Genomic DNA, 25583 nt, shown 5'->3' on the forward strand with positions numbered 1-25583 from the left:
GGCGGCGCCACCCTGTCGGGTGACGCCGCCGTCGATCGTGTCAGATCAGATCACGCGGATCGGCTATCAGCTCGCGTCGGCCTCGCCGGCCTTGGTGAGCTCGACCGGTGCGTCGGGAACCATGCGCGGCTTCTCCGAGCCGGTGAAGACGAACCGGGCGTCGTCGCCGTCGCCCTCGCCGTCCCAGTTCTCGACGTCGACCAGGACGATCTGTCCGGGAGCGATGTCGCCGAACAGGATCTTCTCCGAGAGCTGGTCCTCGATCTCGCGCTGGATGGTGCGACGCAGCGGACGCGCACCCAGCACCGGATCGAAGCCACGCTTGGCCAGCAGGGCCTTCGCGCGGTCGGTGACCTCGAGAGCCATGTCCTTGTTCTTCAATGCACCCTCCACGCGGGTCAGCATGAGATCGACCATCTGGATGATCTCTTCCCGCGTGAGCTGGTGGAACACGACGATGTCGTCGATGCGGTTGAGGAACTCGGGGCGGAAGTGCTTCTTGAGCTCGTCGTTGACCTTCTGCTTCATCCGCTCGTAGTTCGACTGGGTTCCGTCGCTCGACGAGAAGCCCATGCCCACGGCCTTGGAGATGTCCGAGGTACCGAGGTTCGAGGTGAAGATCAGCACGGTGTTCTTGAAGTCGACCGTGCGGCCCTGACCGTCGGTCAGACGACCGTCTTCGAGGACCTGCAGCAGGGTGTTGTAGATCTCCGAGTGGGCCTTCTCGATCTCGTCGAACAGCACCACCGAGAACGGCTTCCGGCGCACCTTCTCGGTGAGCTGCCCGCCCTCTTCGTAGCCGACGTACCCGGGAGGGGCACCGAACAGACGCGACGCGGTGAAGCGGTCGTGGAACTCGCCCATGTCGATCTGGATGAGGGCGTCGTCCTCGCCGAACAGGAAGTTCGCCAGCGCCTTCGAGAGCTCGGTCTTACCGACACCGGACGGACCGGCGAAGATGAACGAGCCCGACGGCCGCTTCGGATCCTTCAGGCCGGCACGGGTACGACGGATCGCCTTCGAGACCGCCTTGACGGCGTCCTCCTGCCCGATGATCCGCTTGTGCAGCTCCTCCTCCATGCGGAGCAGACGCGTGGTCTCCTCCTCGGTGAGCTTGAACACCGGGATGCCGGTCCAGTTGCCGAGGACCTCGGCGATCTGCTCGTCGTCGACCTCGGCCACGACGTCCATGTCACCGCTGCGCCACTGCTTCTCGCGCTCGGCGCGCTCGGCGACCAGCTGCTTCTCCTTGTCGCGGAGGCTGGCGGCCTTCTCGAAGTCCTGCGCGTCGATCGCGCTTTCCTTCTCCTTGCGCGCATCGGCGATGCGGTCGTCGAACTCACGCAGGTCTGGCGGCGCGGTCATCCGGCGGATGCGCATGCGCGCGCCGGCCTCGTCGATGAGGTCGATCGCCTTGTCCGGCAGGAACCGGTCGTTGATGTAGCGGTCGGCCAGCGTGGCGGCGGCGACCAGCGCACCGTCGGTGATCGAGACGCGGTGGTGCGACTCGTACCGGTCGCGCAGGCCCTTGAGGATCTCGATGGTGTGCTCGACAGACGGCTCGCCCACCTGCACGGGCTGGAAGCGGCGCTCGAGTGCGGCGTCCTTCTCGATGTACTTGCGGTACTCGTCGAGGGTCGTCGCGCCGATGGTCTGCAACTCGCCGCGGGCCAGCTTCGGCTTGAGGATGCTGGCGGCGTCGATGGCACCCTCGGCGGCACCTGCGCCGACGAGCGTGTGCAGCTCGTCGATGAACAGGATGATGTCGCCGCGGGTGTTGATCTCCTTGAGCACCTTCTTGAGGCGTTCCTCGAAGTCACCGCGGTAGCGGCTGCCCGCAACCAGCGAACCGAGGTCGAGGGTGTAGAGCTGCTTGTCCTTGAGGGTCTCGGGGACCTTGCCGTTCACGATGGCCTGCGCCAGGCCCTCGACGACGGCGGTCTTGCCGACGCCGGGCTCACCGATCAGCACCGGGTTGTTCTTGGTGCGGCGGCTGAGCACCTGCATGACGCGCTCGATTTCCTTCTCCCGGCCGATGACCGGGTCGAGCTTGCCCTCGGAGGCCGCGGCGGTCAGGTTACGACCGAACTGGTCGAGGACCAGCGAGGTCGACGGGGTGCCGGACTCGCTGCTACGACCGCCGGTGCCCGCCTCCTGCGGCTCCTTGCCCTGGTATCCGCTGAGGAGCTGGATGACCTGCTGGCGGACCCGGTTGAGGTCGGCGCCGAGCTTCACCAGCACCTGGGCAGCGACGCCCTCGCCCTCGCGGATCAGGCCGAGCAGGATGTGCTCGGTACCGATGTAGTTGTGGCCGAGTTGCAGGGCCTCGCGCAGCGAGAGCTCCAGCACCTTCTTGGCACGCGGGGTGAACGGGATGTGTCCCGACGGCGCCTGCTGGCCCTGGCCGATGATCTCCTCGACCTGGCTGCGAACCCCTTCGAGCGAGATCCCGAGCGACTCGAGCGCCTTGGCCGCCACGCCCTCGCCCTCGTGGATGAGGCCGAGGAGGATGTGCTCGGTACCGATGTAGTTGTGGTTGAGCATGCGCGCTTCTTCTTGGGCCAGAACCACAACCCGACGCGCGCGGTCGGTGAACCGTTCGAACATTGTTCTCCCTCACATTGCTAGCGCCCCGGCCGCCGCGGAGACCACCTCGGAGGTCCCAGAGGACAACCGGTGCGGATAGACGACGACCAGCCTGCTTCCACTCTAGAGGTCGTCTGGGGTGCACCTGCAGTTAACGCCTGCGCAGAGTGCATGGATCCCCCGTTGCGGCGGGGATGTGCCCAGTACAACTGCGCAGGCCGGGGCTGTGTTCCCCGCCGTCTACGCCGAGAGCGAACGGGCCGCCGACGGCCCGGGATGCGCCCCCACCGGGCGCTGGGACCCGCGACGCGGCGCCCGCGTTGTGCCCGACAGCAGCCGGGTATCGCGGAAACCGCCGGCCGACGAGACCACAGGAGGCGAGTGGGGACCACCCGGGCCGCTGCCGGGCCTCGGTAGATCTGGCCCTCGCTTGACTGCGACCGTCGCACACCAACGAGCAGCAGGGCGCATCCGGGTACGGCCCGGTACACGGCGAGCACGGCCACGACACGCGGCGGACGCCTATCACACGACACCGACAAGATGTAGGCGCTCAGTTCTGTTGCACGACAACATTTTTGGTATTGACGGCGACCGATGGCCGTGTACACTCGAACGTACATTCGCAGCAACGGTTCTCGGGGGAGGTGACCATGTCTGACGAAACCACCACGGCGCAACCACGTGCCGTCGAGCTGGTGGCCGACCTCCACCGCATCCTCGACGAACTACAGACCGTGGACCTGGCGCCGTGCACCGATACCGAGTTGGCCGATCTGGCGGCCGACACCGAGAAAGCGATCGCCCGGCTGACCGTGGCCGGTGACCGGCAGATCGATCAGGTCGAGGCCCGCGACCTCCCCCGCAAGGCAGGCTGCAGGACACTCATGCAGTTCATGACCCACCGGCTGCGGGTGTCCAACCCGGTGCGGCGCCGCAAGCAGATGGATGCCACCTCCCACCGGACCAGCCTGGGCGGCGACATTCTGGAGCCCGAACACCCCACGCTGGCCGAGGCGTTCGCTGTGGGAGCTGTCGGCTCCGCGCACGTGCAGGCCGCCTTGGACGTCCTCGACCGCATCCCCGGCACCATCGACCACGACATCAAGGTCGCCGCCGAACGTCAGATGGCCGAGATCGCCGAAGCCCACACCCCCGCCGAGATCACCCAGCTCGGTGCCCGGCTACTGGCCCATCTCGACCCCGACGGCACCCTCGCCGACGATTCGGATCAGAAACGACGCCGCGGCCTGTGGATCGGCCGACAACGCGCCGACGGGACAGCCAAAGTATCGGGCACCCTGACCCCCGCACTCGCCGCCCGGCTGACGATGATGTTCGCGGTCTGGGGCAAACCCGGACTCAACAACCCCGACGACCCCGCCTCACCCAGCGGACCGGCCGGCACCGCCGACCCCGACGCCCTGACCGCCGCCGCCGACCGCGACGGACGCACTCTCGCCCAAACGAATCACGACGCCCTCGACGCCGCCCTGGCCGCCGGTTTCGCCGACGGCACACTCGGCACCTCGCACCGCGGGCTACCCGTGCAACTGATCATCAAGGCCGACCTCTCCGACCTCATCCGCGAAGCCGGACTCGCGACCACCGCCACCGGCACCCTGCTGCCCGTCCGGGACCTGATCGCGATGGCCGGTGACGTCCAGCCGTGGTTGGCGATCTTCAAAGACGCCACCACCGTCCCGCTGCACTTCGGGCGGGGTAAACGCTTGGCCACCCGCGAACAACGCCTCGTCTCCTTCGCCCGCCCCGATGGCGAAGTGTGCTCGGCACCAGGATGCGACCAACCCGCCACCCACGTCGACATGCATCACGCACAGAAAGACTGGGCCAAGGGCGGACTCACCGACATCGACGACCTCGCCCCCGCCTGCCCACGCCACAACCGCATGGTCGGCAACCAGCCCGGCCAATACACCACCCGCGTCGTCCGGTCCGGGCCCGACGAAGGCCGCTGCACGTGGCGGTTGAACGCCGAACCCGGCGCACCACCCAACCCCGAACGCCTCAACCGCCGACCCGACATACCCAGGCGGTTCGCACACCACCTCAACACCGTGCGCAACGACATCCACGGACCACCAACCCGGCCCGGCGATCAACCACGCCCAGACGGCCACACCCACGACGACGCACGCCGCTCATGGGCGACAGTCAGCCACGTCATCGACGTCCGACCACCCCGACCCGGCCGACGACAGGTCCGCCCCTCCCTCGTCGAAGCACACCTCATGGAGCTACTCGCCACCCACTGAACCGGGTAGAACAACTCACACGGATCCGTCCAGACGGTCCGCCCCAACGGCGATCGGACTAGCGTCGTGGTCCATGAGTGATGACGCCGCTCGACCGTCCACGTCGGTCCATGCCGAGACCAAGACCGGCGAGCGGCGATTGCCCACGCGCCGGGTCAATCTGACCGTCTTCATAGCCTCGGCCGTCATCGTGGTCGCCTTCGCCGCCTGGGCGCTGGCGGCACCGGCAGCGGCCGAGTCGACGATCAACGACGTACGCGACTTCATCACCCGCTGGTTCGGCTGGTGGTACTTCATCCTCGCCACCGCCATCGTCGGTCTCGTGGTGTTCCTCGGCCTCAGCAAGTACGGGCGCTACCGGCTCGGACCGGAGGAATCGCGCCCCGAGTACAGCCTGTTCACCTGGACGGCGATGCTGTTCGCCGCGGGGATCGGCATAGATCTGATGTTCTTCTCGGTCGCCGAACCGGTGACCCATTTCCTCAACCCGCCGACCGGGCCCGCGGAGACCAACGAGGCTGCGCGCGAGGCGGTCACGTGGACGGTCTTCCACTACGGCGTGACCGGCTGGGCGATGTACGCGCTCATGGGTGGCGCGCTCGCGTATTTCGCCTTCCGCCACAATCTCCCGCTGACGATCCGGGCAGCGCTCTACCCGATCTTCGGCAAACGTGTCGAAGGCCGCTGGGGCGACGCGATCGACGTCGCGGCCGTCCTCGGCACCATCTTCGGCATCGCCACCTCACTGGGGATCGGGGTCGTCCAGCTCAACTTCGGGCTGAACGAGATCTTCGGGATCGAACAGGGCAAGGCGGCTCAGATCGGCCTGATCGTCCTGGCTGTGGTGATCGCGACCGCGTCTGCGACCTCTGGTGTCGACAGGGGCATTCGACGCCTCTCCGAGATCAACGTCATCCTGGCCATCTGCCTGCTCATATACATCACGGTCGCCAAAGACGCGGACTTCCTGCTCAACGGGCTCGTCCAGAACGCGGGCGACTATGTGTCCACATTTGCCGACCGAACACTCGACACCTTCGCCTGGGACCAGGTGAACCCGCCGCCCGGCAACGACGCCCGCGCCTTCGTCGACGGCTGGACCCTGTTCTTCTGGGCGTGGTGGGTGGCCTGGGCGCCGTTCGTCGGACTCTTCCTCGCCCGCATCTCGCGCGGACGCACGTTGCGGCAGTTCATCTTCGGCGTGCTGGTGGTCCCGTTCAGCTTCATCCTGGTGTGGATCTCGATCTTCGGGAACAGTGCCCTGCAGGTGGCCCGCGGCGATGCGGATTTCGCCGAGACGACGGCCTCTACACCCGAGGCCGGGTTCTATTCGCTGCTCGATCAGTACCCGGGTTCGACGCTGCTCATCGGGATCGCAACCATCACCGGCCTGCTGTTCTACGTGACCAGCGCCGACTCCGGCTCGCTCGTGATGGGCAACTTCACCAGTCGCCTCGGCGACCCGATGGCCGATTGTGCCCGTTCGCTGCGCATCTTCTGGTCGGTGGCCATCGGCCTGCTGACGCTGTCGATGCTGTTCGCGGGCGGCGGCGACGGGTCGATCCTGACCCTGCAGGCCGCGACGGTGATCATGGGGCTGCCGTTCTCCTTCGTCCTCGGGCTGATCGGCATCTCGCTGCTGCGCGCCGTCCGCAACGAGTCGGTCAAACTCGACAGCTTCCGGACGACCCTGCCGAAGGTGATCGCCGTCGGGCGCGGTCCCACCGAACACGGCAGTTGGCGGCAGCGACTCGTCGGGACCCTTCGCTTCCCCGGTCCGGTCGCCACCCGAAAATTCATCGGGGCCAGCGTCGTTCCGGCGATGACCGAGGTCGCCGAACAGTTCGGTCGCGAGGGGATCACCGCGACGGTCGACGAGTCGGCCGAGAACGAAGGGCTGCCGTCGCCGCGCCTGGTCGTCGAACTCGCCGAGGTCCCCCGGTTCGAGTACTGCGTGTGGCCGGTCTCGGCGCCGACCCCGACGTACGCGGTCCGGACCCAGCGGTCCGACGATCGCTACTTCCGGTGCGAGGTGTATCTCACCGAGGGGTCCCAGGGCTACTCACTCACCGGATACACCCGCGACCAGATCATCGGTGACATCCTCGACCAGTACGAACGCCATCTCGGTTATCTGCATCTGCGGGATGCGGCCGGTGATCACCACGACCCCGAACCCGATCCGGCCGCCGGCGACGGTACCGTGCCCGACAGCGACACGGACATCCCCGACAGCAGTTCCGAAGGAGCACCGGCTCGATGAGCGAGACCCTCTACATCGGCGGCCGCTGGCGGCCCGCCGCCTCCGGCGAGACCCGTGAGATCCGTTGTCCCGCAGACAACTCGTTCGTCGGTGTGGTGGCCGAGGGCGGTGTGGCCGACACCGAGCAGGCCATCGCGGCGGCCCGCCGGGCGTTCGACGCCGGCGAGTGGAGCGCCACACCCGCCGCCGACCGTGGGGACCTCCTTCTCCGCGTCGCCGCCCAGATCGACGAGCGCCGAGACGAATTCGTCCGCGCCGAGACCCTCGACACCGGCAAGCGGCCCTACGAGTCGGATATCGACATGACCGACATCGCGAACTGCTTCCGGTACTTCGGCAAGCTCGCGGCGGCCGACGCCGGGCGTGTGGTCGACACCGGGTCACCCGACGCCGATTCGCGCATCGTGTACGAACCGGTCGGCGTCTGCGGACTGATCACACCGTGGAACTACCCGCTGCTGCAGGCGGCGTGGAAGGTCGCGGCGGCACTGGCGGCAGGCAACACCTTCGTGCTCAAGCCCGCCGAACTCACCCCGCACACGTCGATCCTGCTCATGCAGGTCCTCGAGCAGGTCGGTCTCCCGGCAGGCGTGGGCAACCTCGTCCTGGGCGCGGGCGCCGAGGCCGGCGCTCCGCTGTCGTCTCATCCTGACGTCGACCTGGTCTCGTTCACCGGTGGGCTCGTGACCGGCCGGGTCATCGCCCGCGAGGCGGCGGCGACGGTGAAGAAGGTCGCGCTCGAACTCGGGGGCAAGAACCCGAACGTGGTCTTCGCCGACGCCTGCGCCACCGACGAACTCCTCGCGGCAGCGGTCGACAACGCGCTCAACGCCGCGTTCCTGCACTCGGGGCAGGTCTGCTCGGCCGGGGCGCGGCTCATCATCGAGGAGTCCGCTCACGATCGCTTCGTCGATGAGCTGGTCCGCCGCGCGGAGCAGATCCGGCTGGGCCTGCCCTACTCCGACGGCACCGAGACCGGGCCGCTCATCTCGGCGGCACACCGCGACAAGGTACACGCCTACGTCGAACAGGCTCGTGCGGACGGGGCCGTCATCCGTACCGGTGGCACGTTCGCCACGGGCGATGCGGGTTCGGGGCGCCTCGACGACGGATGGTTCTATCTGCCCACCGTGATCGATCGCGCCGACCGTTCGATGGCCTGCGTGCACGACGAGGCGTTCGGACCGACCGTCACCGTGGAGACCTTCGCCACCGAGGACGAGGCCGTGACCCTGGCCAACGACACCGTCTACGGTCTCGCGGGGGCCGTCTGGTCGGCCGACGCGGCACGCGCCCGCCGCATCGCCGGACGAATCCGGGCCGGAACAGTGTGGGTCAACGACTTCGGGCCGTACCTGCCGGAAGCCGAGTGGGGCGGCTACGGCCAGTCGGGATTCGGGCGGGAGCTCGGACCGTCCGGTCTGGCGGAGTACCGCGAGGCCAAACATGTCTACGAGAATCTCCGACCGGGCGTGACCGGCTGGTTCGCGGACCGGTCCGGAGACGGCGAGGAGCGACGATGAGCGAGACCTACGATTACGTCGTCGTCGGCGGCGGCTCCGGGGGTGCCGTGGTGGCGTCGCGGTTGTCCGAGGACCCCTCGGTCTCGGTGTGCCTGCTGGAGGCGGGTCCGTCCGATGTCGGCGACGACGCGATCCTCCGGCTCGACCGGTGGATGGAACTCCTCGAATCCGGTTACGACTGGGACTATCCCATCGAACCGCAGGAGAACGGCAACGACTTCATGCGCCACGCCCGGGCGAAGGTCCTCGGCGGCTGCAGTTCGCACAACAGCTGCATCGCCTTCTGGGCGCCGCGCGAGGACCTCGACTCCTGGGAACGCGACTTCGGTTGCGCGGGATGGGGTTCGGCGGAGTTGTACCGCCTCTACCCGCAGATCGAGACCAACGACGCGCCGGGCGCGCATCACGGTCGCAGCGGGCCCGTCCACCTCATGACGGTGCCGCCGAACGACCCGTGCGGCGTCGCCCTGCTCGACGCCTGCGAGTCGGTCGGCATCCCGCGCGTCGAGTTCAACAGCGGCAGCACGGTGGTCAACGGCGCCAACTTCTTCCAGATCAACCGACGACCCGACGGTGTGCGCGCCTCGTCGTCGGTCAGTTATCTGCACCCGCACCTCGACCGCCCGAACCTCACCATCCGCACCGGGTCGTGGGCAAAACGGGTGGTGATCGAGCGGGTCGACGGCGAGCTACGCGCCGTGGGCGTCGACATCACCGACAACGCGTTCGGTCGCACGACACGGATCGAGGCCCGGGGCGAGGTGATCGTGTCGGCGGGGGCGATCGACTCCCCGAAGTTGCTGATGCTCTCGGGAATCGGGCCGGCCGACGATCTGCGCGAGCACGAGATCGAGGCCCTCGTCGACGCGCCGGGGGTCGGAGAACACCTGCAGGACCACCCCGAAGGGGTGATCGGGTTCGAGACCGCGAAGCCGATGGTCCGCGAGTCGACCCAGTGGTGGGAGGCGGGCATCTTCACCACCGTCGATGCGGGTCTGACCCGGCCGGACCTGATGATGCACTACGGCAGTGTGCCGTTCGACATGCACACTCTTCGCCAGGGCTACCCGACCAGTGACAACACCTTCTGCCTGACACCGAACGTGACCCACGCGCGGTCACGGGGCACTGTTGCGTTGCGTTCCCGCGACTTCCGTGACAAGCCGCGCGTCGATCCCCGGTACTTCACCGACTTCGAGGGCTACGACATGCGGATCATGATCGCCGGCCTACGGAAGGCCCGCGAGATCGCCGCCGCCGAACCGCTGTCGACGTGGATTGCGCGAGAACTGTATCCGGGCCCCGATACCACGAGCGACGCCGAACTGGCGGACTACATCGCCCGCACCCACAACACCGTCTACCACCCGGTCGGCACCGTGCGGATGGGTGCGCCCGACGACGAGCTGTCGCCGCTCGATCCCGAACTCCGCGTCAAAGGTGTTGCAGGACTTCGGGTGGCCGACGCGTCGGTGTTCCCGGAACACACGACGGTGAACCCCAACCTCACCGTGATGCTCGTCGGCGAACGCTGCGCCGAGCTGGTGCGCGCCGGCGGCAACTGACCGCCAGGAGCGACTAGGTCGCGAACGAGTCGACGATCCGTTCCAGGACCGCAGCTACCTGTTCGGTGGCGGCCTCGCGATCGTCGGCGGCGGCGACGTAGAGCGCCGCCTCGTCGAGCGCGCCGATCGCGACGTGGGCCAGCGGGCGGGTGGGCTGCTCGACCGCCTGGCCCGTGGCGATCGCGGCCGCGATCAGGCCTTCGACGAGTGCGAATCCGAATTCTTCTCCGCGAGCACGCCATTCACTCCATCCGAGCACCGATGGCGCCTCGACAAGGGTGATGCGGTGCACCTCCGGCTCGGTGCACAGCCGCAGGAACAGACGCATACCCGCCTTCAGCGCGGCGAGCGGGTCCTCGGCGGCGCGCTCCCCCACGGCCGCCGCGATCTGCGCGACGATCGACTGTTCCACGTCGTCGTAGACGGCGACGAACAGCCCTTTCTTGTCGTCGAACTGGTGGTAGAGCGCACCGCGCGTCACGCCGGCCTCGGCGACGATCTCCTGGGTGCCGACGTCGGCGAAGCCGCGTTCGCCGAACAGCTTCCGGCCGGCGTCGATCAATGACGCGCGGGTCGCCGCGGTCCGCTCGGCCTGGGTACGACGGTTGACTTTCATACAGGTTGCACGTAACTTTCGTACTGAGTGTTCGTAAGTTACCGAGTCTACGAGAAGCGGGTCTCGCCATGACGACTGCACTGCCGACCGTCGAACTTCCGTCCGGCGTCATCGAGTACGCGACCTACGGTCCGGACGACTCGGCGCATCCGCCGGTCGTCTTCGTCCACGGCGCCGTCGTCGACCACCGGCTGTGGGAACCGACGGCACGGTTGCTCGCCGAGCGCGGATTCCGGTGCCATGTGCCCCTCATGCCGCTGGGCTCGCACCGCATCCCGCTCGGCCCCGGAGCCGACCGCTCGCCGCGCGGGATGAGCAAGCTCCTACGTGAGTTCGTCGACCGGTTCGGCCTGTCGGACGCGACCCTCGTGGCCAACGACTCCGGTGGCGCCATCACCCAATTCGCTCTCGACGACGATCCCGCGTTCGTCAGCCGGCTGGTGTTCACCAACTGCGATGCCTTCGATCTCTTTCCGCCGCAGCCGTTCCGGTTGTACTTCGCGCTGATGAAGCACCGACTTCTGCTGAAACCGCTGGCCGATGCGATGCGCCTGCGTACACTGCGCCATTCCGCGCTGGGCGTCGGTCTGCTGTTGAACGATCCCGATCCCGACCTCACCGGCTCGGTCTTCGAACCGCTGCAGCGCGACGTACGCATCCGCATCGACTTCATCGAGTTCCTCCGCGGCATCCGCCCCGCCGAACTGGCGCAGATCACCCCGCGGATGTCGCGCGTCGACCTCCCGGTCCGAATGGTGTGGGGTCGCGACGACCGGTGTTTCACCCCGGCCCACGGACGCCGCCTGGCCGCCGTCTTCCCGGGCGGGGCGCCGTTCGTCGAGGTTCCCGACGCCCGGACCTTCGTCTCACTCGACCAGCCACAGATTCTGGCCGACGAGATCATCGAGCTCACCGTCGGAGAACGCACCGCTCCGTGACCGCCCGGAGAACGGCGCAAGTTTTTTTCGCCACGGGCGTCGGATCATCGGGTCCGGCCGCGACGATAGAGGTGTGAGCAGCGACCAACCGGTTTCTTCGGCCCGGGGACCAGAGGGATTGCTGGCGGTCTACGACCAGGCACTGCCGGAGGTGTACGGCTTCGTCGTGCGGCGCTGCACGGATCGTCGTACCGCCGAGGACGTCACCTCGGAGACCTTCCTGGCCGCCATGGACTCCGTCCGACGACGCCGCGACACCGAACCGACCACTCCGTGGCTCATCGGGATCGCCCGGCACAAACTCGCCGACCACTGGCGACGTGCACAGCGCACGCCGGAACCGGTCGACGACCTGCCCGACCACGGGGACGACCCGTGGGACACCGAACTCGACCGGATGGTCGCCCATCACACGCTCGGCCAGTTGTCGCCGATCCACCGTTCGGTGCTGACGCTCCGCTACGTCGACGATCTCCCCGTCGGCGAGTGCGCGCAGATCCTGGGCCGCACGGTCGGCGCCACCGAGGCGCTTCTCACCAGGGCCAAGCGGGCGTTCCGCGCCGCCTACCCCGAAACACAACCCCAGCCCAGCGGGAGAGGAGGTCACGCATGAGCACCCGGAACAGCTCGCGCTTCGACGCAGCACGAGATCCGCTGCACGTCCTGAACGCAGCGCGCACGCCGGGCTTCGACGATCCGGTCCGTCCCGACCTGGATTTCGCCGCCGCGCTGCGTGATCGCCTCGAGCGCGGGGCGACACTACCCGAAGGAGTCGTCATGGCCACCGCAACGCGATTCGACGCCACCGCGACCGTCCGGACCGAGGCGCCCGCCCGACCGGAACCGACGGTCGAACGTCCCGGCGCCCTCCCGTATCTCGCCGTCGCCGAGCCGCAGGCCGCGATCGACTGGTACGTCGAGGCACTCGGCGCCCGGCTGCGCGGCGAACCGATCGTGATGCCCGACGGCGTCATCGGTCACGCCGAGCTCGAACTGGGCGGCGGCGCAATCTATCTCGCGGCGGAGTTCCCTGACCTCGGACTCCGCGCACCCGCACCCGGGCAGGTGTCGGTCAGTCTGATGGTCGCCGTCGAGGACACCGACGACGCGGTCTCGACGGCCGCTCGTGCCGGCGCCGCGGTCACCCGCGAGCCGTACGAGGCCCACGGCACCCGCACAGCTGTCATCGTCGACCCGTTCGGACACCGCTGGATGTTGAGCGGTCCGTCGAAGATCACCAGCACCGAGATGGTCCACCAGGGCGACATCGGTTACATGTCCCTGAACACCCCCGACGCCGCCCGCGCCCGACGCTTCTACGCCGACGTCCTGGGCTGGGAGTTCGACGCCGAGGGCCGACGCGTCACCAACGTCGGCCATCGCCTCGGCATCTTCGAGACCGACGGCGCACCGACGATCTTCTGCGCGTACGCCGTCGACGACCTCGAGGCCGCACACGAGCGCATCGTCGCAGCGGGCGGGCGGGGCGAGTTCGGTTCGAGCCCCGACGGTCATCGCCTGGTCGACGCCGTCGATGATCAGGGCGTCCGGTTCGCGGTCTACGCCGCGAACCCCGACGACGAACGGCCGCAGGCACACCCGCGCGATCCCGGGGCCATGACCTACCTGACGGTGTTGACGCCCGACAGCGGACGCTTCCGCGCGTTCTACGGATCGGTCCTCGGCTGGACGTTCCACGGCGGACGCATCGACGACGGCTGGGAGGTCGACGAGTCGCGACCGCAGGTCGGGCTCGCGGGCGGCGCCGAGAGCTCGGTGGCGGTGCCCATGTGGACGACCGACGACGTCGTGGCCACGGTCGAACGTGTCCGGGCCGCGGGCGGCACGGTGCTCGAGGAACCGAACGCGGCCCCCTACGGCATCTCGGCGCGGTGCACCGACGACCAGGGCGCTCAGTTCTACCTCGGTCAGTTGTTCTGAGTCACCCCACGGCCAACCCGACGACGAGCACCGCCACCGCGGCGGTGGTCAGCACGGACCGCACGATGTTCCACGGCACCCAGACGGCGGTGAACCGCGTCCAGACCCCCACCGCCTCGTCGCCGCGGACGACGCCCGCGGCGTCGAGGCGGTCATTGGCCGGGACGTTGACGACCATCGTGATGACGACACCGAGCGCGGTCAGGACCGTCGCGGTCAGGACCCACCATCGGAGCCCGGAACCCCACGAGGCCCAGACGGTCAGTGCGCCGAACACCACGCCGCCGCCGAAGATCACCGCGAAGAGCGGGTTGAGGATGGCGCTGTTCATCCGCTGCATCGCCGCGACCGCGACGTCGGCGCCGGCCCGGGTCAGGCCGGGGATCACGGCATAGCCGAACCCCGCCAGCACACCGGCGCTGAGGCCGGTGGTCACGACCGTCAGGGTCACCAACACATCGCGCAACAGGTCCATGGGAACAGTCCAGTGCCCTGCGGGCGCGAAAACCATGACCGGACCGGCGAATTTCCTGCTCCGCCGTCCGGCTCCCGGCTCCGGAGCGGCCACCACCGTCATGGTTGACTCTTACCCATGTCCTCTCGCTCCCGCGTCCGGGCCCTGTCCGCGCGTCTGCCCTTCGGCATCGGGACCGTCGTCTTCGCCCTGTGCGCCGCGCTGGTCGTGACCGGCGGCGTGGTGCTGGCGAGCGGCACCGCCCAGACCGACGACGGCGACTACGCCTACGGCGAGCTGCGCGGCTACGAACGCGAACCGGGAACCGCCTGGACGATAGTCGGGCAGGAGGATCTACCGGACTACTCCGGCGAGGTCACCATCGAGATCGCCGACACCTCCGACGAGGGATGGCTCATCACCTACCCCTCCGGGCTGGGGCGCTCGTTCGTGATGGTGGACCGACGATCGGGAAACCTGCTGTGGGACAGCCCCATCAACGCGGGGCAGGGCGACTGCGCGGTCAACGAGGCCGGCCAGGTCGGTTGCGCGGTACAGCTCGGCACCCCACTCGAGGACGGCTTCTACCTCGTCGACGACGCCGGCATCCCGACCCGCACCGCCGAATACCTGGACACCAAATCGGTGGAGGGCCTCGGCAACAACTTCCTGCGCGTCAACCGGGTCGGGCACCAGGTCACCCTGAACACGCCGGCCGGCAACGGCATCTGGGCTCGGACCTTCGCGGCGCCGGTCGTCGGTATCGAGGTCACCGGCGACACGGTGGTCATCAGGACCGCCGACGCCAGCGAGTACCTGGTCAACCCCGCCACCGGTGAGGACCGCATCGGTTGCGATCAGTGCAGCATCAAGCTCTACCCGACCGGGGTGACCGTCGATCACCAGACGCACGGCGAGGAGAAGGTGGTCACCTACGCCACCGTCAACGGCCGGGTGGACGCCGATCCGGTCGCCGAGGCCGGCGGTCTGAGCGTGCTGCCCGGGCCGTCGACCCTCCCGGTCCTGAACGCGGCGAACCTGGTCTTCGCCGCCGAGGGGCAGTACGAGGTCCGCGACCCGGCACGTCCGGGGGCGCTGTGGCAGATCCGCGACGGCGAACTGTCCAAGGCCAATGCCATCGCGTGCGGGTCCCTCGTGAACTTCGGCCGCCTGGACGGTTCGCGGACGACCTACGCGCTCGCCGACGGCACGCACATCGGCAGCGGACCGCCGCCGGGACCGCAGCAGCCGATCCTCGCCAACCCGCGGTGCGTCGGGTCCAGCGGCACCACCATGGTCGTCGTCAACCAGGGCCTGCTGACCGGGCTCACCCCGGCGAACACCGCGGCCTGGGAGCGCGGCCTGTCCTCCCCCGGACTCGTGCGGGTCGTCGACGGATACATCGTCGTCAGCGAGGGCAGCACGCTGACGATGCTCCGCCCGAGTTGACCCCGCCGTTCCCCTGAACCCGAGGGTCTCAATCCCTCTTGTGGGCCGTTTCACATGGCGCGCCGAGCTCCCGGCCTCACCTGCAAGGAGACGAATCGGTGGTGGTGTCCAGACCTGAATTGATCACGACAAGGTAACGCTTTGCTCACGGCCGCGTGTACGGTCGGCTCGGTTCCGCAACCACGAACCACGAGATGTACACGCGAGGTCGATCAGTTTTGGGTAAGCACTCCAAGCCACGGAAGAAGTCACGCACACCGTTGTGGGCCACCGCTCTGCTACCGGTGGGCGTTCTGGCCGGCGCGGCGACCGCCGGGGCCGAACTCTCCGGCAACACGCTGGCCCCCACGCCGGTGTCCGCGCCGCAGGTGACGTCCGAGGCCCCGACCACGCCACCGTCCGTGACACCGGCTGTGAAGGCACACCCACTGGCACCCACTCCCCCGCCGCCGCCGGTCCGTCCGGCGAGCGTGACGATCGGTGCGGTCCCGGTGACCAACTACGACGCGTATGAGGCGGCCGCGAAGTCCGTCACGAGCACCCACCCGCGCTGCGGCATCGACTGGAAGGTCATCGCCGGGATCGGCCGGGTCGAGTCCCACCACGCCGACCAGGGCAACGTGAACCCCGACGGCGTCCTGCGCAGCGCGATCTTCGGTCCGCGCCTCGACGGCTCCCTCGCCGGCAACCAGGTCATCGGTGACACCGACGGCGGCGAACTCGACGGCGACCCGGTCTACGACCGCGCGGTCGGCCCGATGCAATTCTTGCCGTCGACGTGGAAGATGTACGCCGCCGACGGCAACGGTGACGGCAAGTCCGACCCGCAGAACATCTTCGACGCCGCGCTGACCACCGCGAACTACCTGTGCGACGACAACCTCGACCTCCGCGACTCGTCTTCGTTGGTGACCGCCGTCCTGCGGTACAACAACTCGATGGAGTACGTGAACAAGGTCCTCGGGTTCGCCCGCGAATACTGATCCCGCTGCCTCACCAGGACCCTTAGTGACGCGCCCTCCGCAAGCTCCGGGCGCTCCTCAGGGAGCAGTAGGCGACGCTCGCAAGCTCGCTCCTCAGGGAGCGAGGTGAGGCGCTCGACGGCTCGCGCGTCGTTCCTATCCCTGCGTCAGAAACGCTTGCAGCGCAGCCGAATACATCGGCACGTCGTCGGCGCCCATGAGCTCACGCGCGGAGTGCATCGCGAGCTGCGGCGCGCCGACGTCGATCGTCGTGAGCCCGGTGCGTGATGCCGTGATCGGCCCGATCGTCGACCCGCACGGCAGATCCGCGCGATGGACATATCGCTGCATGGGGACGCCCGCGGCGTCGCACGCGAGCGCGAAGACGGCCTCTCCCACCGCATCCGACGCATAGCGCAGGTTCTGGTTCACCTTCAGCACCGGGCCGCCGCCGATCGAGATGCGGTGGCCGGGTTCGTGCCGCTCGGGATAGTTCGGGTGGGTCGCGTGCGCCATGTCGCCGGACAGGCAGACGCTCGCGGCCATCGTCTGGAGGAAGTCCGCGCGTGATCCGCCGCGCGCGAGCACGATTCGTTCGCAGATCGACCCCAGGAAGTCCGAGGCGGCCCCACGCTCGGATCCGCTGCCCACTTCCTCGTGGTCGAACAGCACCAACATCTTCGTGTGGTTCGACGACCCGGGGTCGAGCAATGCTCGCAGACCGGCGTAGCAGGTGCCCTGGTTGTCCAATCGCGGTGCGCTGAGCAGGTTTCCGTCGGCTCCGATGATCGCCGACGGCGCGACGTCGTGGGTCATGAGTTCCCAGCCGAGGAGCGCGTCCGGGTCGATGCCCGCGTACTCCGACACCCAGCCGAGGACGTCGGGGACGTCGTCGCCGATTCCCCACACCGCGTTGACATGCCGCTGCGGATCGAGCGACACGCCCTTCCGGTCCTCGGACAGGTGGATGGCGAGTTGGGGTACCCGCACCACCGGTTCGGTCACATGAACCAGCGTGTGCGCCACCGAGTTCCCCGATCGGTACGCGAGGCGGCCGGAGAGGCCGAGATCGCGGTCGAGCCAGGAATTGAGCCAGGCGCCGCCGTAGGGTTCGAGGGCGACCATCGCGACTCCGGCCGACGAGCGGTCGGGATGCTGCTTGAGCCGCAGGTTGGGGCTGTCGGTATGTCCGCCGACGATGCGGAAGGTGCCGGTCTGCCCGGTCTCCCAGGCGATGATCGAGCCGCCACGGATGACGTAGTGCCGCGCCGACGGGGCGTCGAGGCCGGCATCCGCCCACGGCTGATCCTCGAACAGCCTTGTGTACCCGGCACTTTCGAGTTCGCGGGCCACCGTCGCGCAGACGTGGAACGGCGACGGCGAGGCGTCGACGAACTCGCCGAGGCCGCGTGCGGTCGCGCTGGTCGGAATCCTGGCGGACGCACTCATCGACGAACGCGCATTCACGCCGAGGCGAGGACCGAGTCGATCGCCGAGTAGAACAGGCCGAGGCCGTCGTCGCTGGGTCCGGTGAGCGGCTCCGTGGCGTGCTCGGGATGCGGCATCAGGCCGACGATCCGCCCGTTAGGGCTCGAGATACCGGCGATGTCGAGGGACGAACCGTTCGGGTTCCGCTCGGGGAACCGGAACACGACGAGCCCCTCACCCTCCAGCTCCTCGAGCTTGCGCTGCGAGGCCACGTAACGTCCTTCGCCGGACTTGAGCGGGATGAGGATCTCCGCACCCTGCTCGAAGCGGGTCGTCCAGGCCGTGGTGTTCGACTCGACGCGCAGCCACTCGTCGCGACAGATGAAGTGCAGGCCCTCGTTACGGGTCAGGGCACCCGGCAGCAGCCCGGCCTCACAGAGCACCTGGAAACCGTTGCAGATACCCAGGATCGGCATCCCCTTGCCGGCTGCCTCGACGACGGATCCCATCACCGGAGCGAAGCGGGCGATGGCCCCCGCGCGCAGGTAATCGCCGTAGGAGAATCCGCCGGGGACGATGATCGCGTCGACGCCCTTCAGGTCGGCGTCGCCGTGCCACAGCGCGACCGGCTCGGCGCCGGCCAGCCGGACCGCGCGGGCGGCGTCGACGTCGTCGAGGGTGCCGGGGAAGGTGATGACCCCGATGCGTGCTGTCATGTGCTGCTCTCTACTCCGCGACGCGCGAGACGTTGAAGTTCTCGATGACGGTGTTGGTCAGCAACTCCTCGGCGATGCGCTCCAGCGTCGTGTCGTCGACCGTGTCGTCGACCTCGAGCTCGAAGCGCTTGCCCTGACGGACGTCGCCGATCCCGCTGAACCCGAGCCGGCCCAGGGCGCCGACGATGGCCTGCCCCTGCGGGTCGAGAATCTCGGCTTTGGGCATCACGTCGACCACCACTCGCGCCATGGACCGCTCCTCAATGTCTGCTGGTCGGTTGTCGCCTGACCGGTGTTCTCCCGATCAGTTCACGCCGGTCAGCTTACCGGGTGCACCAAATCGGGTCAGAGCACGGATTCGATGGCGGCGACGACCGTCGGATCGGTCGGCTCGGTGCGCGGACGGAAGCGGTTGACCACCTCACCGTCGGCGTTCACGAGAAACTTCTCGAAGTTCCACTGGATGTCGCCGGCTTCCCCGTCGGCGTCGGCGTGCTGGGTGAGTTCGGCGTAGAGCGGGTGACGCGCCTCGCCGTTGACATCGGTCTTCTCCAGCAGCGGGAAGGTCACCCCGTAGGTCGCCGAGCAGAAGGTCGCGATCTCCTCGGCGGTACCCGGCTCCTGCCCCATGAACTGGTTGCAGGGGACCCCGACGACGGTGAGTCCCTTGTCTCCATACGTCTTGGCGAGTTCCTCCAGGCCGGCGTACTGCGGCGTGAGGCCGCACTTGCTGGCGACGTTCACCACGAGCAGCGGTCCGCCGAAGTCCTTCAGCGAGACGTCGGAGCCGTCCAGAGCGGTAACGGGGATGTCCTTGATGTTGGCCATGGCTGCCAGATTAGACGGCGCCCGCGCCGCCTTCGGGAGACCCGGGTCACAGGTGCCGCCACGGTATGCGCAAGGTCACCGTTAATTGCGTTTCGGCAATAGTTGCATTCGGGTTAGCATCTTTCGGTGTCCGGAGAATGCAGGTCGAACAGCGGCGCCGACGAGTCGGTGAACGCTGCGTCGTCGGCGCTCAACACCTTCCTCGAGCGGCTCATCGATCTGAGCCGGCCCGAGGCGCTGGAGAGTCTGGCGGCAAGCGAGGTCACGTTCTCGCAGCTCCGGATCCTCTCCACGCTTGCATGTCAACCCGGGCCGATGCCGGTCAACGCGATCGCCGATCACGTTCAGCTGTCCCTCGCGGCCGCCGGCCGAACGGTGGACAAGCTGGTGACCGGAGGTCTCGTCGACCGTCGAGAGGACCCGTCCGACCGTCGGGTCAAGCGCATCTCCCTCACCGACGCGGGCCGGCGCTACCTCGAGACCCATCTGGCCGTGAAGCGCGGGACCATCCGACACTTCGTCGCCAACCTGCCCGCAGACATGCGCGACAACCTCTGCGCGGCACTGCGTCCCATCGTCGACGACGGCGTCGACCATTTCTGTCTGCCCACCGACGGACGGCAGGCCTCGTGACTCCCCTCTCCTACCTCGTCGCTCCCTGATCTCTGACCACCGACCCTCACGGGTCGAACGAGCCCCACAGACTTCTCTGCCGCGGATGGCCGCGGCACGCCCATTTCTCGCCCGACCGATAGGAACACGCGAATGACCTCATCCACAGGTGGCCATCTGCACGACGGCCCACCCGACACCAAGCTGGACCGTCACGTCCTGCTGGTCGCGGGCGTGGTCGTGCTCGGCGCGATCATGTCGATCCTCGACGTCACCGTGGTGGCGGTCGCCCAGAACACCTTCCAGCAGGAGTTCGGCACCGACGCCGCGGGCGCCGCCTGGACCGCGACCGGCTACACCCTGGCACTGGCGGCGGTGATCCCGTTGTCGAGTTGGGCGGCATCGCGTTTCGGCACCAAGCGCGTCTACCTCGTCTCGCTGGTCCTGTTCACGGTGGGTTCGGTGTTGTGCGCGCTGGCGCCGAACATCGGCATGCTCGTGGCCTTCCGCGTCATCCAGGGACTCGGCGGCGGCATGCTGATGCCGATCGGCATGATGATGCTGACCAAGGCCGCCGGCCCCGAGCGCGTCGGTTCGGTCATGGCCGTTCTCGGTATCCCGATGCTCCTGGGTCCGATCTCGGGCCCGATCCTCGGCGGCGTCCTCATCGAGCAGCTGAGCTGGCACTGGATCTTCCTGATCAACGTCCCGATCGGCATCATCGCGCTGGTCTACTCGTGGATCGTCCTGCGCGACGACGCGGAGACCAGCCGCCCCTCGATCGACGTCGTCGGTCTGTTGCTCTTGTCGCCGGGTCTCGCGTTGTTCCTGTTCGGTATCTCCTCGAGCGCCGAGCACCGCACCTTCGTCACCGCATCGGTTCTGGTGCCGACCATCATCGGTGCACTGCTGATCGTGGCCTTCATCGTGCATGCCCTGCGCAAGAAGAACCCGCTGCTCGACCTGCGGCTCTTCGCGAACCGCACACTGAGCATCTCCGTCATCACGATGGTGCTGTTCATGGTCGCGTTCTTCGGTGCGGCGCTGCTGTTCCCGCAGTACTTCATCGGCGTGCGCGGCGAGTCCACGTTGACCGCCGGTCTGCTGCTGGCCCCGCAGGGCATCGGCGCCATGCTCACCATGCCGATCGCCGGCCGTCTCACCGACAAGATGGGTCCGGGCAAGTTCGTGCTCGCCGGCATCGTCCTGATCGTGCTGGGTCTGATTACGTTCATGTTCCTCGGCGCCGAGACCTCGTACTGGCTGATCTGCGGTTCGCTGTTCGTGCAGGGTCTCGGCATGGGCATGACGATGATGCCGATCATGTCCGCGGCTCTCGCGACACTCAGCAACCCGCAGGTCCCGGACGGTTCGACGCTGCTGAACGTCATCCAGCAGTCGGCCACGTCGATCGGTACGGCCGTCATCTCGGTGATCCTGGCCAGCAGTCTGGCGAGCCGACCCGAGGCGGGACTGGCGATCATGGCGAACACCTCCGACGATCCGCTGCCGCCGGGCGTGCCGAACCCGTTGCCGGAGTCGTTCTTCGAGACCGCGGCGGACGTGTTCTCGAGCACGTTCACCATCTCGGTGGTCCTGATCGTCCTCACCCTGATCCCCGCGTTCTTCCTGCCCCGCAAGAAGATCGCGTCGCCTCTCACCGAAGAGGACATGGACCGCGGTCCGATCATGATGCACTGATCATCGCCTGCTGATCGCAAACCAAAGCCCCACCGACTCCCGGGTCGGTGGGGCTTTGTGGTTTCGACAAGCTCAACCAGCGGAAGGTGAGCTCAACCAGCGGAAGGTGAGCTCAACCAGCGGAAGGTGAGCTCAACCAGCGGAAGGTGAGCTCAACCAGCGGAAGGGTGAGCTCAACCAGCGGGAGTATCGAGCGCGCCCGACTGCTGCAGGATCCACGCGATCTCGAACGCGACCTCTTCCCACTGCTTGTAGCGTCCGCTGACGCCACCGTGGCCGGCGGACATCTCGGTCTTGAGCAGTACCGGATTGTCCGAGGTGGTCTTCTCCTGCAGTCGCGCAACCCATTTCGCCGCCTCGGTGAACAGCACCCGGGTGTCGTTGAGCGAGGTCAAGGCGAGGATCGGCGGATACGGCTTCGCGTCGACGTTCTCGTACGGCGTGTAGGTCTTCATGTACTCGTAGACCTTCGGGTCGTGCAGCGGGTCACCCCACTCGTCCCACTCGATCACCGTGAGGGGCAACGACGGATCGAGGATCGAGTTCAGCGCGTCGACGAACGGCACCGACGCCAGGATCCCGTTGAACAACTCGGGCGCGAGGTTCGCGACCGCACCCATCAGCAAACCGCCCGCGGACCCGCCCTCCGCGACCATCTGCTGCGGTGTCGTCCACCCGGTGTCGACGAGATGCCGTCCCGCGGCCACGAAGTCGGTGAAGGTGTTCCGCTTGCTGAGTTCCTTGCCGTTCTCGTACCAGTAGCGCCCCATCTCCCCGCCACCGCGGATGTGCGCCAGGACGAAGACCATGCCGCGATCGAGCATCGACAGTCGCGCCACCGAGAAGTACGGGTCGATACTCGCCTCGTAGGAGCCGTAGCCGTAGAGGAGCAGGGGCGCCGGCTTGGCGGCGTCGGTTTCCTTGCGCCGCACCACCGACAGCGGGATCCGGGTGCCGTCCTCGGCAACGGCCCACTCCCGCGACTGCACGTAGTCGGCCGGGTCGTAACCGCCGAGCACCGGCTGCCGCTTGAGCAGGGTCCGCTCGCCGGAGGCGACGTCGAGCTCGAACAGTTCCGCCGGTTCGATGAAACTGCCGTATCCGATGCGGAGCCTCGGGGCACTCCATTCCGGGTTGGCGCCGAGGCCCGCGGAGCCGAGTTCCTGGTCGAACGTCACCTCGCGGAAATCCGATTCGACCGGTATGCCGTCGATCTGCCGCAGATCGACGATCGCGAGACGCGGCAACGCATCTCGGCGGTAGGACAGGACCAGGTAGTCGGCGAAGGCGTCGAGGTCCTCGATCCGGCGTTGCGGGTCGTGCGCGATCAGCGGACGACGGTCCGACGGGTCGGCGACCGGCGCGAGGTCGATGGCGAAGTTCTCCGCCTTCTGCCCGTCGCGGACTTCGTTGTGCACGATGACCAGATAGTCCTCGCCGCCGATGACGGCGTGCTCGACGCTGTACTCGACCCCGTCGACCCGCGGTGCGACGCTGCGGAATTCACCCGTCGGGTCGTCGGCGGCGAGCAGGTAGCTCTCCGAGGTGATCTTGGACCCGACGCCGATGACGAGGTACTTGTCGCTCCGGGTGGTGCCCATCCCGACCCAGAACCGCTCGTCGGGCTCGTGGAAGACCTTGACGTCGGCCGTCCCGGCACCGATGTCGTGGCGCCACACCGTGTCCGGGCGCCAGGCGGCGTCGACCGTCGAGTAGAAGACGTGCCGGGCGTCCGCCGACCACACCGCACCCCCCGAGGTGTCGCGGACCTCGTCGGGGAGGAGTTCCCCGGTGCGAAGGTCCTTGACGCGCAGGGTGTATCGCTCGTCCCCGACGATGTCGATGCTGTAGGCGAGCCAGTTGCCGTCGTCGCTGACGGTCAGCGCCCCGAGACTGAAGAAATCGTGACCCTCCGCCTCGACGTTGGCGTCGAGCAGGATCTCCTCGCCGGGCAGCGGGTCGTCGCCCACCTCTGGCGGGGTCCAGTCGTCCTCGGACCGGATCGGGCACCGGCACGACGTCGAGTACTGCTTGCCCTCATGGGTTCGCCCGTAGTACCAATGCCGCCCGCGCCGGTTGGGCACCGACATGTCGGTTTCCTTGGTGCGGCTCTTGATCTCACCGAAGATCTGCGTGCGCAGGTCCGCCAGCTGCGCGGTGTGTGATTCGGTGAAGGCGTTCTGCGCCTCCAGGTAGGCGATGACCTCCGGATCGTCCTTGTCGCGCAACCATTCGTAGTCGTCGACGAAGGTGTCGCCGTGGTGGGTGCGTTCGGTGGGCACCTTCTTGGCCACCGGCGCGGTGACCGGCGCTGCGTTCATGATGGTCTTCTCGTCGGTCATCAGATCACCTCTGCGTCGGGCCAGTCCGCGAAGGACTTTCGCGAGATCCATTCGTAGGCATCGATATAGCGCTGCCGCGTGCGGTCGACGACGTCGTCGGGCAACGGCGGCGGCGCGACATCGGAGGCCCGGTCCCACCCGGATTCGGCACCGGTGAGCCAGTTTCGCACGATCTGCTTGTCGAAGCTGGGCTGCACCTTGCCGGCCTCGTAGGTGGCGGCCTCCCAGTACCGCGACGAGTCGGGGGTGAGCACCTCATCGGCCAGGACGAGTTCACCGTCGGCCCCGCGGCCGAACTCGAATTTGGTGTCGGCCAGGATGATTCCGCGCTCGGCGGCGACGGCGGCGCCGCGGGCGTAGATGTCGAGGGTGGCCGATCGTAGCGCCTGCGCCAACTCCTCCCCCTCCTGCTCGACGACCCGCTCGAAACTGATGTTCTCGTCGTGCTCACCCTGCTCGGCCTTGGTGGCCGGCGTGAAGATCGGTTCGGGGAGCTTGCTCGCCTCCGCCAGTCCCGCCGGCAGTTCGACGCCGCACACCGACCCGGTCGCCTGGTAGTCGAGCAGGCCCGAGCCGGTCAGGTAGCCGCGGGCAACGCATTCGACCTGCACCATCGGCAGTCGACGGACCACCATCGACCGGCCTACGACCGACGCCGGGATCCGTTCGTCGGTGGGTCCGCCGGCCAGGTGGTTGGGCACGCCGAGCTCGTCGAACCAGTAGAAGCTCATCGCGGTCAGGATGCGCCCCTTGTCGGGGATCGCGGGACTGAGGATGTGGTCGTAGGCCGAGATCCGGTCGGACGCCACCAGCAGCAGGGTGTCGGCGTCGATCTCGTAGATCTCGCGGACCTTCCCCGACGCCAGATGACGGTAGGACTGCAGTTCAGGACGCATGGACTCGACCCTAGAGGGTGAGGTGACCCCGCGGGGCGGCAGGGACCACCCGTCCAGCCGTGGGCCCCGGGGTCTGCGATCCTGGATCGATGAGCGAGCCGCACATCACCATCACCTACTGCACGCAGTGCAACTGGCTGCTGCGGGCGTCCTGGATGGCCTCGGAACTGCTGAACACCTTCGGCACCGAGATCGGCTCGGTGACCCTCGTCCCTGGCACGGGCGGGGTGTTCGCCATCGACGTCGACGGCACCCAGATCTGGGAACGCAAGCGCGACGGCGGCTTCCCCGGTGCTCCCGAACTCAAGCGTCGCGTGCGCGACACCGCGCTCCCGGATTGGAACCTCGGGCACTCCGACGTCTCGACCCCCGAGTGACAGAGCCGACCTTCTGCTCCCTAATCCGAAAGGAGCGACCCCATTGCTCCCTGAGGTGTGAGGAGCGATAGCGACGAGCCACGAAGGGCCTGGTGAGACACGTTGCGGAG

21 protein-coding genes are annotated in these 25583 nt (G+C 67.8%); 12 read left to right on the forward strand and 9 right to left on the reverse strand.

Annotation, left to right across the window (positions count from 1 at the left end; genetic code table 11):
• Positions 1-66: 66 nt before the first annotated feature.
• Complete coding sequence (locus tag M4D77_RS10025; protein ID WP_058251205.1) at positions 67-2607, reverse strand: ATP-dependent Clp protease ATP-binding subunit; 2541 nt, start codon at positions 2605-2607, stop codon at positions 67-69.
• 632 nt (positions 2608-3239) lie between these two features.
• Here M4D77_RS10025 and M4D77_RS10030 point away from each other — a divergent pair.
• The 4 genes from M4D77_RS10030 to M4D77_RS10045 all read left to right on the forward strand — a co-directional run bounded on the left by M4D77_RS10030 (position 3240) and on the right by M4D77_RS10045 (position 10213).
• Positions 3240-4862 (forward strand): HNH endonuclease signature motif containing protein, encoded by a 1623-nt coding sequence (locus tag M4D77_RS10030; RefSeq protein WP_259936127.1) that lies wholly within the window; start codon positions 3240-3242, stop codon positions 4860-4862.
• Positions 4863-4935: 73 nt separating this feature from the next.
• Entirely contained in the window at positions 4936-7125 is a 2190-nt protein-coding gene (betT, locus tag M4D77_RS10035; RefSeq protein WP_259936128.1) for a choline BCCT transporter BetT, read from the forward strand.
• Positions 7122-8648, forward strand: a complete 1527-nt coding sequence (locus M4D77_RS10040) for an aldehyde dehydrogenase family protein (protein ID WP_259936129.1) — start codon at positions 7122-7124, stop codon at positions 8646-8648. Before betT ends, M4D77_RS10040 begins: the two co-directional genes overlap by 4 nt.
• Positions 8645-10213, forward strand: coding sequence for a GMC family oxidoreductase (locus M4D77_RS10045; protein WP_259936130.1), 1569 nt, complete (start codon positions 8645-8647; stop codon positions 10211-10213). Before M4D77_RS10040 ends, M4D77_RS10045 begins: the two co-directional genes overlap by 4 nt.
• A gap of 13 nt (positions 10214-10226) precedes the next feature.
• Here the strand turns inward: M4D77_RS10045 and M4D77_RS10050 are convergent, their stop codons facing one another.
• Positions 10227-10829: a TetR/AcrR family transcriptional regulator gene (locus tag M4D77_RS10050; protein WP_058251213.1), complete on the reverse strand. Its 603-nt coding sequence runs from the start codon at positions 10827-10829 to the stop codon at positions 10227-10229.
• Positions 10830-10897: 68 nt separating this feature from the next.
• On the opposite strand from M4D77_RS10050, the gene M4D77_RS10055 reads away from it, so the two are divergent.
• From M4D77_RS10055 to M4D77_RS10065, 3 genes are all read left to right on the forward strand, one after another.
• Positions 10898-11767, forward strand: coding sequence for an alpha/beta fold hydrolase (locus tag M4D77_RS10055; RefSeq protein ID WP_259936131.1), 870 nt, complete (start codon positions 10898-10900; stop codon positions 11765-11767).
• Positions 11768-11885: 118 nt separating this feature from the next.
• Complete coding sequence (locus M4D77_RS10060; protein ID WP_396266572.1) at positions 11886-12380, forward strand: RNA polymerase sigma factor; 495 nt, start codon at positions 11886-11888, stop codon at positions 12378-12380.
• Positions 12377-13708: a VOC family protein gene (locus M4D77_RS10065; protein WP_259936133.1), complete on the forward strand. Its 1332-nt coding sequence runs from the start codon at positions 12377-12379 to the stop codon at positions 13706-13708. The genes M4D77_RS10060 and M4D77_RS10065 overlap by 4 nt, the downstream gene beginning before the upstream one ends.
• Before the next feature lies 1 nt (position 13709).
• Here the strand turns inward: M4D77_RS10065 and M4D77_RS10070 are convergent, their stop codons facing one another.
• Complete coding sequence (locus M4D77_RS10070; protein WP_058251217.1) at positions 13710-14183, reverse strand: DUF1772 domain-containing protein; 474 nt, start codon at positions 14181-14183, stop codon at positions 13710-13712.
• A gap of 117 nt (positions 14184-14300) precedes the next feature.
• Here M4D77_RS10070 and M4D77_RS10075 point away from each other — a divergent pair, with 117 nt between their 5' ends.
• Together M4D77_RS10075 and M4D77_RS10080 are read left to right on the forward strand one after the other, a co-directional pair.
• On the forward strand, positions 14301-15611 hold the full coding sequence (locus M4D77_RS10075) for a PQQ-binding-like beta-propeller repeat protein (protein ID WP_259936134.1): 1311 nt from the start codon (positions 14301-14303) through the stop codon (positions 15609-15611).
• A gap of 218 nt (positions 15612-15829) precedes the next feature.
• A complete protein-coding gene (locus tag M4D77_RS10080) occupies positions 15830-16594 on the forward strand; it encodes a lytic transglycosylase domain-containing protein (RefSeq protein WP_259936135.1) in 765 nt (254 codons plus the stop codon).
• Between the two features lie 135 nt (positions 16595-16729).
• On the opposite strand, the gene M4D77_RS10085 is transcribed toward M4D77_RS10080, so the two are convergent.
• The 4 genes from M4D77_RS10085 to M4D77_RS10100 all read right to left on the reverse strand — a co-directional run bounded on the left by M4D77_RS10085 (position 16730) and on the right by M4D77_RS10100 (position 19545).
• Positions 16730-18022 (reverse strand): M18 family aminopeptidase, encoded by a 1293-nt coding sequence (locus tag M4D77_RS10085; protein ID WP_259936136.1) that lies wholly within the window; start codon positions 18020-18022, stop codon positions 16730-16732.
• A gap of 14 nt (positions 18023-18036) precedes the next feature.
• A complete protein-coding gene (gene purQ, locus M4D77_RS10090; RefSeq protein WP_058251220.1) occupies positions 18037-18717 on the reverse strand; it encodes a phosphoribosylformylglycinamidine synthase subunit PurQ in 681 nt (226 codons plus the stop codon).
• Between the two features lie 10 nt (positions 18718-18727).
• Complete coding sequence (gene purS, locus M4D77_RS10095; RefSeq protein ID WP_010844201.1) at positions 18728-18967, reverse strand: phosphoribosylformylglycinamidine synthase subunit PurS; 240 nt, start codon at positions 18965-18967, stop codon at positions 18728-18730.
• A gap of 95 nt (positions 18968-19062) precedes the next feature.
• Positions 19063-19545 carry a glutathione peroxidase gene (locus M4D77_RS10100; protein ID WP_137810230.1) on the reverse strand — a complete coding sequence of 161 codons (483 nt, stop codon included), beginning with the start codon at positions 19543-19545 and terminating at the stop codon, positions 19063-19065.
• Positions 19546-19671: 126 nt separating this feature from the next.
• Between M4D77_RS10100 and M4D77_RS10105 the strand changes: the two genes are divergently transcribed.
• Positions 19672-20178, forward strand: a complete 507-nt coding sequence (locus tag M4D77_RS10105; protein WP_259936137.1) for a MarR family winged helix-turn-helix transcriptional regulator — start codon at positions 19672-19674, stop codon at positions 20176-20178.
• Between the two features lie 132 nt (positions 20179-20310).
• Entirely contained in the window at positions 20311-21858 is a 1548-nt protein-coding gene (locus M4D77_RS10110) for a DHA2 family efflux MFS transporter permease subunit (RefSeq protein WP_165630583.1), read from the forward strand.
• Between the two features lie 173 nt (positions 21859-22031).
• On the opposite strand, the gene M4D77_RS10115 is transcribed toward M4D77_RS10110, so the two are convergent.
• Both M4D77_RS10115 and M4D77_RS10120 read right to left on the reverse strand, forming a co-directional pair.
• Positions 22032-24200 (reverse strand): S9 family peptidase, encoded by a 2169-nt coding sequence (locus M4D77_RS10115; protein ID WP_259936138.1) that lies wholly within the window; start codon positions 24198-24200, stop codon positions 22032-22034.
• Entirely contained in the window at positions 24200-25096 is an 897-nt protein-coding gene (locus M4D77_RS10120; RefSeq protein WP_205333415.1) for a phosphoribosylaminoimidazolesuccinocarboxamide synthase, read from the reverse strand. The genes M4D77_RS10115 and M4D77_RS10120 overlap by 1 nt, the downstream gene beginning before the upstream one ends.
• 89 nt (positions 25097-25185) lie before the next feature.
• Between M4D77_RS10120 and M4D77_RS10125 the strand changes: the two genes are divergently transcribed.
• Positions 25186-25473 (forward strand): SelT/SelW/SelH family protein, encoded by a 288-nt coding sequence (locus M4D77_RS10125; protein WP_065629099.1) that lies wholly within the window; start codon positions 25186-25188, stop codon positions 25471-25473.
• The last annotated feature ends 110 nt before the right edge of the window (positions 25474-25583 follow it).

This window comes from Gordonia sp. p3-SID1431 (assembly GCF_025143765.1).
In the GTDB taxonomy this organism is placed as follows: Bacteria; Actinomycetota; Actinomycetes; order Mycobacteriales; family Mycobacteriaceae; genus Gordonia; species Gordonia hongkongensis.

Excerpts from the sequence above, each read along its gene's own strand:
- M4D77_RS10025 (WP_058251205.1), bottom strand. The coding sequence starts at position 2,607 with ATGTTCGAACGGTTCACCGACCGCGCGCGTCGGGTTGTGGTTCTGGCC.
- M4D77_RS10030 (WP_259936127.1), top strand. The coding sequence starts at position 3,240 with ATGTCTGACGAAACCACCACGGCGCAACCACGTGCCGTCGAGCTGGTG.
- betT (WP_259936128.1), top strand. The coding sequence starts at position 4,936 with ATGAGTGATGACGCCGCTCGACCGTCCACGTCGGTCCATGCCGAGACC.
- M4D77_RS10040 (WP_259936129.1), top strand. The coding sequence starts at position 7,122 with ATGAGCGAGACCCTCTACATCGGCGGCCGCTGGCGGCCCGCCGCCTCC.
- M4D77_RS10045 (WP_259936130.1), top strand. The coding sequence starts at position 8,645 with ATGAGCGAGACCTACGATTACGTCGTCGTCGGCGGCGGCTCCGGGGGT.
- M4D77_RS10050 (WP_058251213.1), bottom strand. The coding sequence starts at position 10,829 with ATGAAAGTCAACCGTCGTACCCAGGCCGAGCGGACCGCGGCGACCCGC.
- M4D77_RS10055 (WP_259936131.1), top strand. The coding sequence starts at position 10,898 with ATGACGACTGCACTGCCGACCGTCGAACTTCCGTCCGGCGTCATCGAG.
- M4D77_RS10065 (WP_259936133.1), top strand. The coding sequence starts at position 12,377 with ATGAGCACCCGGAACAGCTCGCGCTTCGACGCAGCACGAGATCCGCTG.
- M4D77_RS10070 (WP_058251217.1), bottom strand. The coding sequence starts at position 14,183 with ATGGACCTGTTGCGCGATGTGTTGGTGACCCTGACGGTCGTGACCACC.
- M4D77_RS10075 (WP_259936134.1), top strand. The coding sequence starts at position 14,301 with ATGTCCTCTCGCTCCCGCGTCCGGGCCCTGTCCGCGCGTCTGCCCTTC.
- M4D77_RS10085 (WP_259936136.1), bottom strand. The coding sequence starts at position 18,022 with ATGAGTGCGTCCGCCAGGATTCCGACCAGCGCGACCGCACGCGGCCTC.
- purQ (WP_058251220.1), bottom strand. The coding sequence starts at position 18,717 with ATGACAGCACGCATCGGGGTCATCACCTTCCCCGGCACCCTCGACGAC.
- purS (WP_010844201.1), bottom strand. The coding sequence starts at position 18,967 with ATGGCGCGAGTGGTGGTCGACGTGATGCCCAAAGCCGAGATTCTCGAC.
- M4D77_RS10100 (WP_137810230.1), bottom strand. The coding sequence starts at position 19,545 with ATGGCCAACATCAAGGACATCCCCGTTACCGCTCTGGACGGCTCCGAC.
- M4D77_RS10110 (WP_165630583.1), top strand. The coding sequence starts at position 20,311 with ATGACCTCATCCACAGGTGGCCATCTGCACGACGGCCCACCCGACACC.
- M4D77_RS10115 (WP_259936138.1), bottom strand. The coding sequence starts at position 24,200 with ATGACCGACGAGAAGACCATCATGAACGCAGCGCCGGTCACCGCGCCG.
- M4D77_RS10120 (WP_205333415.1), bottom strand. The coding sequence starts at position 25,096 with ATGCGTCCTGAACTGCAGTCCTACCGTCATCTGGCGTCGGGGAAGGTC.
- M4D77_RS10125 (WP_065629099.1), top strand. The coding sequence starts at position 25,186 with ATGAGCGAGCCGCACATCACCATCACCTACTGCACGCAGTGCAACTGG.